The organism is Micromonospora sp. NPDC048935, assembly GCF_043197875.1.
Classification (GTDB): Bacteria; Actinomycetota; Actinomycetes; order Mycobacteriales; family Micromonosporaceae; genus Micromonospora.
The window spans coordinates 25599-37795 of sequence record NZ_JBICTZ010000009.1; the positions used below are offsets into that span (position 1 = coordinate 25599).

At 72.1% G+C, this 12197-nt stretch carries 12 protein-coding genes; 7 read left to right on the forward strand and 5 right to left on the reverse strand.

The genetic code is table 11. The features are described from left to right. Positions 1-78 precede the first annotated feature (78 nt). Positions 79-1455: a type VII secretion protein EccB gene (eccB, locus tag ACGFIW_RS23800; protein ID WP_393319562.1), complete on the reverse strand. Its 1377-nt coding sequence runs from the start codon at positions 1453-1455 to the stop codon at positions 79-81. A gap of 126 nt (positions 1456-1581) precedes the next feature. Between eccB and ACGFIW_RS23805 the strand changes: the two genes are divergently transcribed. Beyond that, positions 1582-2301 carry a spermidine synthase gene (locus ACGFIW_RS23805; protein WP_393319565.1) on the forward strand — a complete coding sequence of 240 codons (720 nt, stop codon included), beginning with the start codon at positions 1582-1584 and terminating at the stop codon, positions 2299-2301. Between the two features lie 197 nt (positions 2302-2498). Next, complete coding sequence (locus ACGFIW_RS23810; protein WP_357076185.1) at positions 2499-2672, forward strand: hypothetical protein; 174 nt, start codon at positions 2499-2501, stop codon at positions 2670-2672. Between the two features lie 12 nt (positions 2673-2684). On the opposite strand, the gene ACGFIW_RS23815 is transcribed toward ACGFIW_RS23810, so the two are convergent. Further along, a complete protein-coding gene (locus ACGFIW_RS23815) occupies positions 2685-4487 on the reverse strand; it encodes an acyl-CoA dehydrogenase (protein WP_393319568.1) in 1803 nt (600 codons plus the stop codon). A 153-nt stretch (positions 4488-4640) separates the two neighbouring features. On the opposite strand from ACGFIW_RS23815, the gene ACGFIW_RS23820 reads away from it, so the two are divergent. The 4 genes from ACGFIW_RS23820 to ACGFIW_RS23835 all read left to right on the forward strand — a co-directional run bounded on the left by ACGFIW_RS23820 (position 4641) and on the right by ACGFIW_RS23835 (position 7774). After that, on the forward strand, positions 4641-5063 hold the full coding sequence (locus ACGFIW_RS23820; protein ID WP_393319570.1) for an MmcQ/YjbR family DNA-binding protein: 423 nt from the start codon (positions 4641-4643) through the stop codon (positions 5061-5063). Positions 5064-5271: 208 nt separating this feature from the next. After that, complete coding sequence (locus ACGFIW_RS23825; RefSeq protein ID WP_393319573.1) at positions 5272-6309, forward strand: SMP-30/gluconolactonase/LRE family protein; 1038 nt, start codon at positions 5272-5274, stop codon at positions 6307-6309. Positions 6310-6399: 90 nt separating this feature from the next. Beyond that, on the forward strand, positions 6400-6999 hold the full coding sequence (locus tag ACGFIW_RS23830; RefSeq protein ID WP_393319576.1) for a DUF4291 domain-containing protein: 600 nt from the start codon (positions 6400-6402) through the stop codon (positions 6997-6999). 79 nt (positions 7000-7078) lie between these two features. Continuing rightward, positions 7079-7774 carry an alpha/beta fold hydrolase gene (locus tag ACGFIW_RS23835; protein WP_393319579.1) on the forward strand — a complete coding sequence of 232 codons (696 nt, stop codon included), beginning with the start codon at positions 7079-7081 and terminating at the stop codon, positions 7772-7774. Positions 7775-7811: 37 nt separating this feature from the next. On the opposite strand, the gene ACGFIW_RS23840 is transcribed toward ACGFIW_RS23835, so the two are convergent. The 3 genes from ACGFIW_RS23840 to ACGFIW_RS23850 all read right to left on the reverse strand — a co-directional run bounded on the left by ACGFIW_RS23840 (position 7812) and on the right by ACGFIW_RS23850 (position 11491). Beyond that, the gene (locus tag ACGFIW_RS23840; RefSeq protein ID WP_393319581.1) at positions 7812-9152 is read right to left on the reverse strand and encodes an MFS transporter; all 1341 of its coding nucleotides are present in this window, start codon (positions 9150-9152) and stop codon (positions 7812-7814) included. Continuing rightward, positions 9149-9766: an ArsR/SmtB family transcription factor gene (locus tag ACGFIW_RS23845; protein ID WP_393319584.1), complete on the reverse strand. Its 618-nt coding sequence runs from the start codon at positions 9764-9766 to the stop codon at positions 9149-9151. The genes ACGFIW_RS23840 and ACGFIW_RS23845 overlap by 4 nt, the downstream gene beginning before the upstream one ends. 63 nt (positions 9767-9829) lie before the next feature. Beyond that, complete coding sequence (locus ACGFIW_RS23850) at positions 9830-11491, reverse strand: LLM class flavin-dependent oxidoreductase (protein ID WP_393319586.1); 1662 nt, start codon at positions 11489-11491, stop codon at positions 9830-9832. Positions 11492-11606: 115 nt separating this feature from the next. Between ACGFIW_RS23850 and ACGFIW_RS23855 the strand changes: the two genes are divergently transcribed. After that, complete coding sequence (locus ACGFIW_RS23855; protein WP_393319589.1) at positions 11607-12170, forward strand: MarR family winged helix-turn-helix transcriptional regulator; 564 nt, start codon at positions 11607-11609, stop codon at positions 12168-12170. Positions 12171-12197 lie beyond the last annotated feature (27 nt).

The following is a 12197-nucleotide window of genomic DNA, read 5'->3' on the forward strand; positions in this document are numbered from 1 at the left end:
AGGTTTGCGTCAGGCTCGCGCCAAGTCCTGACGCGAACCTCTTGAGCACCGCCGCGACGTCGCAGGGCCGGGTCGCCCTCAGTCTCCGGCGGCGACGGCCCGTGCGGCGGCCGGATCCAGGGTGGCCCCGGCGGGCACCAGGCTGACCAGCCCGGCCGGCAGCCGCAACGGGCGCACGTTGCGATAGCCGAGCATCGGGAGCACCTCCCGGTCCGCCAACACGTACCGTCGGCCCAGGTCGGTGACCACGGACACCGCGCCTCCGGTCGCGCCGGGCGCCGCGGCGGCCTCGACCACCGCGCCGCGACCCGGCTCGACCACCACGTGGTCGGCCAGCACCGCGTCGCCGCCGGGCGCGGTGCGTGGCGTGGCCGCCAGGTCCCGCAGCGGTACGCCCCAGCGCACCTCGGCAACCCCACCGTCGTCGGCGACGCGGGTGCAGAGGGCGCCGTCGTCGCCGGCCGCGAGCCGGGGCGGGGCCGGCGGCGGGGCGGTGGCGCCGCTCGGGGCGAGGTCGGGCACCGTGGGCAGCGCGGCGAAACGGCCCAGTGTCATCGGCAGCGGTTCGCCCTGCCCGGTGCGAGCCAGCAACAGCCCGGCCTGCAACTCGGTGATGCCGGCCAGGCCGGCGTCGACGGCCACCGCGTACTGCCGGCCGCCACCGGAGTTGCTCACCAGGTAGACCGTGCCGACCGTGGCACCCGCCACCCGCGTCGCGGGCTGACCCAGCCCGGGAAGGTCCAGCGGGGCGAGGTCGGCGCCGGTGGGCAGTGAGTTGAGCAGGGCGGGCGCCACCGCCACCGCCTGCGCGCGGGTGGTGGCGAGTGCGGCGAGCACCCTGCTGGGATCGCGGACGAGGTAACGCCGCTGGTGCCAGACCAGGTGCAACCCGCCGTCGGGGTGACGCAGCAGCAACGCCTCGTCACCCAGCACTCGGCCGCCGCCGGGCTCGGTGCCGATCAGCAGCGCGGAGCGGGGTGCCTCACCCGCCGGGGCCGTTGAGCAGACGGTCCACGCCGCAGTGGCCAGCCGGCCGGGGGCGGGCAGCGAATCGGGCGCGTCGGCGATGCCCAGCGGCAGCCCGCGCGGCACGCCGTCGATCGTGCGTCGCGAGACCAGCACGGTCTTCGACTGCTCCGCGCCGACGATCAGCAGCGCCGAGGCGTAGTTGAGCACCGGGTGCAGCCGCTGCTCGCGATAGACGAACCGGGCACCGGACTCCTTCTCCACGATCACCGCACCCGGGTCGCGCCAGCCGTTGCCGCCGCCGGCGAACAGGCCGTAGAGCGCGAAGCCGCCGAGCGCGATCGCCGCGACCAGGACGCTGGCCAGGCCGGCGCCGGCCAGCCGCCGAAACGGTGACTGCGCCGGGTCGGTCTCGCGCATGACCAGGGCGGCAACCGCCCGCTGCACGCTGAACTGGTAGGAGTGCAGCTGGTCCTGCCGCGACGGCATGAGAGTCCCTCCGGTGGATCGGCCGGGCACAGGATATGCGTTGCGTCGATGTCGCGTGGACCCTGCGTGGCCGGCCCGGGGCAACCGGTACCATCCGGGGACGAATCCGGCGGCGAGAGGGCACCCGTGGGCGCGCGTTTCGAGGAGCTGGCCTGGCGGGAGACCCCGATCGGCGCGATCAGCCTGCGCCGACGCCGGGATCCGGCCCTCCAGGTCGAGGTGTACGAGGTCAAGCTCGACGACGAGTACCTGATGTCCAGCCTGTTCCCGGTCGCGGAGATCGAGCTGGCGCGGCTCGGTCTCGCCGAGGTGACCGGCGACTCGCTCGATGTGGTGGTCGGCGGTCTCGGGCTGGGCTACACCGCCTGCGCGGCGCTGGGCGACCCCCGGGTGCGGTCGCTGCTGGTCGTGGAGGCGATCGAGGACGTGATCGACTGGCACCGCCGGGGTCTGCTGCCGTTCGCGGCGGGGCTCGCCGAGGACCCGCGTACCCGGTTCGTGCAGGCCGACTTCTTCGCGGCGGTGGCCGGTACGACAGGCTTCGACACCGAGATGCCCGGACGGCGGTTCGATGCCGTGCTGCTCGACGTCGACCACTCCCCGCGCAACGTCCTGCACCCCAGCCACGCGGCGTTCTACCCGCCGGCCGGGTTGCGCCGGCTGGCCGCCCTGCTCCGCCCCGCGGGAGTGTTCGCGCTCTGGTCGGACGACCCGCCGGACACCGAGTTCACCGCGGCGCTCACCGAGGTGTTCGTGGACGTACGGGCACACGTCGTGCCGTTCGCCAACCCGCTGACCGGCGGTGAGTCCGCGAACACGGTCTACGTGGCGCGCACCGACGGCTGAGCCGCCCGGGCCCTCCGCCCTTGATCGACTCGATTTTCCGGAGATCGGGCCATCCCCGCGTCCCGGACACCTCGACATCAAGGAACCCGAGTCGATCAGAGGTGTCTTCTCACCTCAGGCGGGCATGGTGGCGGCCGGATCGGGAAAGGTGACCCCGTGCCCGCCGCACCTGGCGCGGCCGGTTACCGGAGGTGGACATGCGTGCGCTGCTCTGGGTCGTCGGCGTGGTCGCCGGCGTGCTGATCCTGCTCGGGCTGATCCTCGAGGCCGTCCGCTGGCTGATCATCATCGGTCTGATCGCGCTGGTGATCGTGATCATCCTGGGCGTGGTCAAGGGGCGGCAGGCGATGCGACACCAAGGCCGACGATGACGGCCGGCCCGGTCAGAACCAGTCCGGGCGCATGTCGAGGGTCGTCCGGTCCCGGTTGCCCAGCAGGTCGAACTGCGGGCCGGTACGGGGCAACTCGACCCTGAAGAAGTAGCGTGCGGCCTGCCGCTTGCCCGCGTGGAACGCGTCGCCGGCCTCCTCCGGTGGCAGGGCCAGCACCTGCTCCAGCCATATCCACGCGATCACCACGTGCCCGACCGCCTCCAGGTACGCGCTGGCGTTGGCCAGCGCGAGCACCGGATCGCCGTCGGCCCAGAGTCGACGGGTGACCTCGGTGACGCGATCCACCGCACCCGCCAGCCGGTCCGCCAGTTCGGCCGCCTCGCCGCCGGCCTTCCGGCCCCGCTCGACGGCGTCGTCGATCGTCGCGGTCAACACGGTGAGACCGGCACCGCCCCGCATGGTCATCTTTCGGCCCAGCAGGTCCAATGCCTGGATGCCGTGGGTGCCCTCGTGGATCGGGTTGAGCCGGTTGTCCCGGTAGTGCTGCTCCACGTCGTGATCGCGGGTGTAGCCGGCACCGCCGAGCACCTGGATCGCCAGGTCGTTGGCGGCCAGGCACCACTGCGACGGCCAACTCTTGGTGATCGGCGTGAGCACGTCCAGCAGCAGGTGCGCGCGCTCGCGGTCGGCGTCGGCGGGGGCGGTCTGCTGCTCGTCGAGCAACCGGGCGCAGTAGAGCACCAGCGCCAGCGCCCCCTCCACGTAGCTCTTCTGGGCCAGCAGCATCCGGCGTACGTCGGGGTGGTCGATGATCGGCACCTGCGCCGCGGCCGGGTCCTTCGCACCGACCGGCCGACCCTGCGGTCTCTCCCTGGCGTACGCGAGGCTCTTGAGGTAGCCGGTGTAACCCAGCGCGGTGGCGCCGGCCCCGACCCCGATCCGGGCCTCGTTCATCATGTGGAACATCTGCGCCAGGCCCTGGTGCGGCGGGCCGACCAGGTGGCCGACCGCACCGGCGCGACCGCCCGGGGTGTGCACGCCGTCGCCGAAGCTGAGCAGGGTGTTGGTGGTGCCCCGGAAACCCATCTTGTGGTTGAGCCCGGCCAGCACCACGTCGTTGCGGTCGCCGAGTGACCCGTCCGCGCCGACCAGCACCTTGGGCACGATGAACAGCGAGATGCCCTTCACCCCGGGCGGCCCGCCGGGGATCCGCGCCAGCACCAGGTGGACGATGTTCTCGGCCAGCTCGTGGTCGCCGCCGGAGATCCACATCTTGGTGCCGAAGAGCCGGTACGTGCCGTCCGGCTGGGGCTCGGCGCGGGTGGTGATGTCGGCAAGTGAGCTGCCGGCGTGCGGCTCGGACAGGCACATGGTGCCGAAGAACCGGCCGTCCAGCATGGGCCGGACGTAGGTGTCCACCTGCTCGGCGCTGCCGTGCGCCAGCAGCAGGTTGGCGTTGCCCAGCGTGAGGAACGGGTACGCCGAGGTGGCCACGTTCGCGGCCTGGAACCAGGTGAAGCAGGCCGCCGCGACGACGTGCGGCAGTTGCAGGCCGCCGACCGAGGCGTCCAGGCCGGCGCTGAGCAGGCCCGTTAGGGCGAAGCTGTCCAGCGCCGCGCGGACCTGCGGGATGAGCCGCACCCGCTGCCCGTCGAAGGTGGGCTCGGCGAGGTCGGCGGCCCGGTTGTGCGGGGCGAACTGTTCGGTGGCCACCCGCTCGGCGAGGTCCAGGGCGTCGTCGAAGGTCTCCCGGGAGTGCTCGGCGTAGCGGGGCCGCTCGACGAGTTGCCCCACCTTCAGCCAGTCGTGCAGCAGGAAGTCGAGGTCACGGCGGGAGAGCAGGATGGACGGCACGGCACTCCTCAACGGGCACGGGGGTGGGGCGGGCCCGGACGACGGCCCAGGATCACCACGCCCATCCTCGCGGATCGACGGGGCGCGCACCACCGGGCGGGGAGGCCGTCGACGAGCGGAACCTGTCACACCATCCGACTAGTGTCGCTGCCCGTGACCGAACCCGGAGACGTCCCGCCCGAGGTCCTCGACCGGCTGCGGCCGATCTGCCTCGGGCTGCCGGAGACCTACGAGGAGCCCGCCTGGGTGGGCATTCGCTGGCGGATCCGCAAGCGAACCATCGCCCACGTGCTCACCGTCGACCCCGATCGCCAGCCGGTGCACGCGCGGGCCGCCGCACTCGACCAGCCCGCCTGCCTGCTGACCTTCCGGTCGCCACTGGACGAGATCGCCGGGCTCCTGGCCACCGGGCACCCCTTCTACAAACCGGACTGGAGTCCGAACGTGATGGGCATGGTCCTGGACGAGCACACCGACTGGGAGGAGGTGGGTGAGTTGCTCACCGAGAGCTACTGCGTCATGGCCCCGAAGCGGCTCGCCGCCCGGGTCGGCCCCCCGGCACCGCCGACCGGCTGAGCGCCGAGGGCACACTGAGGAGTACGACACCGGCCTGGGCCGCCTGCGCGAAGCAGCGCTTACCGAAACCGGACCGGTGATCGACGCCCTGGACCTTTCCCAGTTGGCGGTTTCGGTCGGGACGCTCCGGGGATACCGCGCCGGTTGGCCGTAGCCGTCGTCAGCGGCTGGAAGCCGAGGCGCCGTCGGGCGGGTGAGGAGCAGGTCGATGTCGTCGCTGCCCACCGAGGAAGATCACCGGTTGACGCCGGTGCTCCAGGAAGACCGGGTGTGCACGGGCGTGACCACGGTGCGCGGGCGGGTGTTCCTCAGCTACCCGTCGGCGGATCGGCCCGGCGTGCAGGTGGTGGAGGCGCTGCCGGACGGCCGTCGTCTCCCGTACCCCGACGCCGCGTGGAACCGCGCCGACCAGCCGCCGAGCGGGACGTTCGTGCACGTCAACGGGTTGCGCGTCGGCCCGGACGGCTGGTTGTGGATTGTCGACTCGGGTTCGCCGCGGATCGGCGGCGCGCAGGTGCCGGGCGGCGCTCGGCTGATCGTTGTCGACCCGGACGATGACCGCGTGAAGCGGGTCTACCACCTCGACGAGGCGGTGCACCCGGGTAGCTACGTCGACGACGTCCGTTTCAACGGCAGGGTGGCGTACCTCAGCGACGCCGGGGCGGCCGGCCTCATCGTGCTCGACCTCGACTCGGGTCGGTCGAGACGGGTGCTGGACGGGCATCCGAGCACGGCCGGCGGCCCGGTGGTCGCCGACGGTCGCGTGCTGCGTGACCCGGACGGCGCCGAGGTACGCCTGAACGTGGACCAGTTGGAGGTGTCGCCGGACGGTCGCTGGCTCTACTACCAGCCGGCCTCCGGCGGGATGTCCCGGATCGCCACCCGCTGGTTGGACGACCCCTCGGTGTCCGCCGACGAGCTGGCCCGGAGGGTCGAACGCTGGTGTGACACACCCAGCACCGGCGGCACGGCCATCGACGCCACCGGCGCCATCTACCTCAGCGACCTGGAACGGCGACGCGTCCTCGTCCTCGCACCCGACCGCAGCGTACGGACGCTCGTCGCCGATCCCCGACTGGCCTGGGTGGACGCGATGTGGCTCGACGCCGAGGCCCGGCTCTGGATGCCGGCGGCCCAGCTGCACCTCACCGCCGGGCTCAACGGCGGGGTCCCGGCCGTCGAGTACCCGGTCCAGCTCTACCGGATCCCCGTTGAGATCGGGCCGCCCGCCCGGGACCACGCCTGAGTGCTCGACCCGCCGAGCCGACCGGGCCTCCCCCGCCCCGGGTACGAAACCCGGTGGAGAGGGTGCGGCCCGATGGGTGAAGATCGCAGGGTGTCCGTTCCTGCCCGTCAGATCCGTGCTCGTTTCTCGGCCGACACGATCACCGTGTACCAGGCGTACCCACCGGAGATCGCGCTGCCGGCGGTGGCCGCCGGTCGCTTCGTGGCCCCCTTCAAGCGTGACCGGATGACCTGGATCAAGCCGTCGTTCCTGTGGATGATGTACCGCTGCGGTTGGGCCACCAAGCCGGGGCAGGAACGTGTGCTGTCCATCGACATCACGCGGGAGGGCTTCGAGTGGGCGCTGGCGCGAGCCTGTCTGAGTCACTACGACCAGGGCCTGCACGGTGACCGGGCGACGTGGTCGCGGCACCTCAAGGCCAGCCCGGTACGGGTGCAGTGGGATCCGGAACGGACACTGCACCTGAGCGCGTTGCCCCACCGGTCGTTGCAGGTCGGACTGTCCGGCGAAGCTGTCGCCCGGTACGTCGACGACTGGACGGTCAGCGTCACGGACATCACCCCCACCGTCCACCGCGTACGGGAACTGGTGCGGGCCCATGACGTGCGGGCGGCAACGGACCACCTGCCGGCCGAACGGAGCTATCCGCTGCCGAGGCAGATCGCGGCCCACCTCGACGCCACCGGCTGACCCTTCGCGGTCGTCGGCCCAGGCCCGCACCTGGTCCTGACGTGTCGGGGCTGTCGGGGGGTGCCGCTAGGGTCCCACCATGGCTGATTTCGTGTTGGTGGCGGGTGCGTGGCTGGGGTCGTGGGCGTGGGACGAGGTGGTGGCACCACTTCGGGCGGCCGGCCACGGCACCCACGCGTTGACCCTCTCCGGCCTCGCCGACCGGCGGGATGTGCCCGCCGGTCAGCAGACCCACGTGCAGGACATCGTCGACGAGATCGAGCGCGGCGACCTGCACGACGTGGTGCTGGTCGGGCACAGCTACTCGGGCATCCCGGTGGGTCAGGCCGCCGAGCGGATCGGCGGGCGGTTGAGTCGGGTGGTCTTCGTGGATTCCGAGGTGCCTGTCGACGGTGGTTCGTTCGCCTCCGGCTGGTGGCAGGGCCAGGCGGCCTTCGAGGCGCAGATCGCCGACAACAACGGCTACTGGGCTCCGCTCGGCGCGGCCGACTTCGACGGTCAGGGCCTCACCGACGAGCAGGTCGCCCGGCTGGTCGAGGGCTCCACGCCGCATCCGGGAGCCACTCTTACCGAGCCGGCCGTGCTGACCCGGCCGTTGGGTGAGCTGCCCGCGACGTACGTGAAGTGCCTGCTCGACGGGCCGGAGCCCAACGACACGGTGGCGAAACTACTGACCAGCGACCACTGGCGACTGGTCACCATGGACACCGGCCACTGGCCGATGTTCTCCCAGCCCGCCGAGTTGGCCCGGATTCTGTTGGCGGAGGCCGGCTGACCTTCGCAGACCCAGCCCAGCCGCACGCCCGTAGCCTTCAGTCCGTGTCGAGGGTCTGGATGTGGCGCACCGGTGACGCGAGCAGCCACAGCACGGCGAGCACGCCACCCAGGCCGGCGATGGCCAGGGTGGGCCGCAGCCCGATAGTGGTGCCCAACGCGCCGCCGACCAGCGCGCCCAGCGGTCGGATGCCGTAGTTGACGGCGCTGTAGGCACCGGCCCGGCGTCCCAGCGCGTCGGCGGGTGTCACGGCGATGAGGAGGGCGTTGAGGTTCACGTCCATCAGCATCACCCCGACGCTGGAGACCAGTTCGATGGCCGCCAGCATGGCCACCTTCGTCCAGGTGGGTCCGGACACCAGCGCGGTCAGCGCCAGCGGCGCGGGGAAGAGCACCGCGCCGATCATGGCGGTACGGCCCAGTCCAATGGCGCGTGAGACCCGCGGTGCGAGCGCCGCGCCGATGAATCCGCCGATCGCTCCGAAGCCGAGGGCGATGCCGATCGCGCCGGCTGACAGGTCGAGTTCGCGGCTGGCGTAGAGCACCAGCAGCGCGCCGGCGATGAAGGTGAAGAAGTTGACGGTGCTGGTGCAGCCGAGGGCGGCCCGCAGCACCGGATGCCGCAGCACCAGCACGAGCCCGTCGCGGACCAGGCCGAGGGTGGACGTCCGACGCGGCGGTGGAGGCACCTCGGTCACCGGGATGCGGCTGAGCAGCAGCGCGGAGCCGAGGAAGGACACCGCGTCGACGACTATCGCGACCGGGGCGCTCAGCGCCTGGACCAGTCCGCCGCCGACGGCCGGACCGGCGATGAACGACAACGATCGGCTCATGCTCAGCTTGCTGTTCGCGTCCACGTACGCCGATCGTGGCACCAGGGCCACGAAGAACGCCTGACGCGCCATCGCGAACAGCACCGCACCGAAGCCGGTGAGGAGTGCCACGAGGTAGAGCTGACTGAGGGTGACCGCACCGAACAGGTAGGCCACCGGCAGGCTGAGCAGCACCGCGCCCCGGCCCAGGTCCGCGATGATCAGGAGACGCCGTTTGTGGGTGCGCTGGTCCACCCAGGCGCCCAGGAACAGGCCCAGCAGGTTGGGCAGCCAGATCAACGCGGTGAGGACGCTGACCTGCACGGGGGTAGCGGCGAGCAGGGTGACGGCGATCAGCGGCAGGGCCAGTTCGCTGATCCGATCACCGAAGTCGGAAATCGTCTGACCGAGCCAGAAGGTGCGGAACCGCCGGTCGCGAAACAGGGCCGGCGGGGGCACGGCAACGGCGACACCCACGGCCTCGGCACCCGGGGCACGCACCGCCTCGGCACCGGGGCCACGCACGGCCTCGGCTCTGGTGGCACCCGCGGTGCCGGTGGTGTTCACGACGCGGCCGGCGCGTCGCCGGACTCGGCCGAGGCGTCGTCGCCGGCCTCGGGCAGGAGGTAGCGCAGCATGCGGACGATCCGCGCACCGTCCGGAGACGAGTCCTCCTTGCGCCGCACGTACGGGGCGATCAGTTCCTCGATCGACTCCTCAAGCTGCCGCAGCTCGTCGGCGGTGGCCACGAACCGGGTGTCCGCGATGCCGGCCAGAGCACGCCACTCGGGGTCCAGCCGGGGCTCCTCGTGCAGCAGCCACTGCTGGGGCGCGTCGGCGTTCCGGGCGAACATCTCGCCGCGCAGTTGGTGGCTGGCGGACTGCCCTTCGACGCTGTCGGTAGGGGTGAAACGGAAGCCCCGGGCAACCGCCTGCCACCAGCGTTCCCGCTTGCTGGTGGCGCCCTCCCAGTCGGTGACCAGACCGAACGTCGCGAGGTGCCGCAGGTGCCAGCTGACCACCGACGGTGTGGCGCCGACGTGCGGCGAGAGCCCGGTCGCCGTGGCGGGGCCGTGCCGCTGAAGGTGTTCGAGGATCGCCAGCCGTACCGGATGGGCCAGTGCCCGCAACGCCTGCGGCTCGGTGATCTCGAAATCCCCGTACGGATTCTTGAGAGACATGTTTCGAAATTAGTCTCTCAGATTGGATCGGGGCAACCCCGAGCCGCCGCCGCGGCGCGTTGATCAGGCGATGCCCAACCGCGCCAACGGCTCGACCAGCTCACGCTCCTCGTAGCTCAGGTGCGACAGCAGGGCGTCGGTCAGCAGGTCCACCGCCGCCCGCAGCTCGGCGAGACCGTCCGGAGACCCGACGTACGCGACCAGCGCCCGGTCCACGCCCTCCAGCACGTCGTGGATGACGTGATGCTCCTGCTCCAGCCGGTCGACGACCGGGCCGAGTCGGGGGTCACGCGCCCGCAGCCGGGGAAAGAACGACTGGTCCTCGATGGTGTGGTGGGTGGTGACGATGCGACAGTACGACTCGCAGTAGACGCCGAGCGTCCACCGGTTCTGCCGCATGGTCATCGTGTTGATGTGCGACCGGGCCGCACCGGCGTCGATCTCACCGGCCGCCACCTGCTCGATCAGGTCGTGGATCTGGGTCAACTCGGCACGCAGGCCGTCGTGCACCTGCACCAGGTGCGCGCCGGTGGCCTGCTCGTGCGGGGTGTACGTGCGGTCCGGGTCGGGCACCGGCCCGCTCGGGCGGGTCGACTCGTCCCAGACCTGCTGGTCGCTGCGCCGCACGCCGTCGTCGGGGGTCGGCACCACGGCGAACGCACCGCCGGTCACCGTCGCACGGCTCGGCCGCGCCGCCGGCTCCGACGCACGCACCGACTCCGACGCACGTCCCCGCTCCGACTGCGGCGCACGCCCCGACTCCGACGCACGCTCCCGCTCCGACTGCGGCTCCGGCTCCGGCTCCGGCTCCGGCGTACCCATTGGTGCCGCACCCCTCGCACGCTCGGCCGCGACCAACTCGCGCACCGCCGGAGCCACCTCGCCGGCGAACCGGCGCAGGTCGTCGGGGTCGTCGCTGGCGAGGATGAACGCGCTGACGCCCTCCCCCAGCGCCAGCTCGGTCAACTCCCGCACCCACTGCTCGGCCGGCCCCTCCAGCGACCCCCGGCCGACGGCCGAGAACCGGCCGGCGATGTTGAGCAGCCGCCGCACGGCCTGCGGCGAACGGCCCGCCTGCTGCGCGGCATCGTCGATGATCGCATTGCCCTTGGCCAGGTCACCGGGCTGGAGATAGCTCAGCGAGGGCAGCCAGCCGTCGGCCCGACGGCCGGTGAGCTGGAGCATCCGCGGCTTGTACGCGCCCAGCCAGATCGGCACCGGGTGGGCCGGGGCGGGCCCGCGTTTGGCGCCTCGCACCCGGTAGAACTCGCCGTCGACACGCACTCCGCCACGCGCCTCGGTGTCCCAGATCTGGTGGATGACCTCGATGGCCTCCTCCAGCGCGCGTACGCCCTGCCCGGGGGTCAGGCGCCGGCCACCCATCGCCTCGATGGCCTCCCAGAACGAGCCCGCGCCGAGGCCGAGACCGACCCGGCCACCGCTGAGCAGGTCCAGACTGGCCACGCTGCGGGCGAGCACCGCCGGTGGGCGCAGTGGCAGGTTCGTGACGTTCGCCGCCACGTGGACGCGGTTGGTGCGGGCCGCGACGAAACTCAGCAACGTCCAGGTGTCGAGGAATGCCGGCTGGTACGGGTGGTCCTGGAAGGTGACCAGGTCCATGCCGACCTGCTCGGCCAGGACGGCGATGTCGACCGTGCGGCCGGGGTCGTCACCGCGTGGGGTGACGAACGATCCGAAGAGCAGGTCGTGGCCGTAGTCGCTCATCTGCGAGCCTCCCGAGTGTCACGCGACGCCTCGAACGATGCGCCTGCCGTCAACCTTATGTCACGCAGAACATCTTCTGCCAACAAGGTCTTCGTCACTGCGCTATTGTCGGGGGATGACGGGTGCCCCTGACCGACCGGACCGGCCCGATCCGCTCGACGACGACCTGGGCTGGATGCTCGGGGTCGTCTTCCGTGGCTACGTCCGGGCCGCCGAGCACGCGCTCAGCGACTTCCCCGGCGGCCCCCGCGGCTACCAGGTGCTCACCGCGGCGAGCACCGGTCCGGCCCGAAACCAGGGTGCGATCGCGGAGGAGCTCGGTATCGACCGCACCGTCCTCACGTACCTGATCGACGACCTGGAACGGCCCGGGTTCGTCGCCCGTCGGGCCGACCCGGCCGACCGGCGCAACCGGCTGGTCGACGTCACCGACGTCGGCCGCGCCGCCTGGGAGCAACGGCGCGTGGCGCTGCGGCACGTCGAGTCACACCTGTTGGGGGCGCTCACGCCGACCGAGTCGGAGACGCTGCGGGCACTGCTCCAGCGGGTCGCCTGCTCGGCCCAGGCGATGGACCCGCTGCGTGACCTGTGCGAGGTGGTGTCGCAGGTGCAACCCGCGCCGGCACAGACCGCCACCCGGGCCGCCACCGCCCGAGGCCGTCGGCGCAGCGCCGACTGACACCAGGAACGGCCGCCCCCGGGAGGG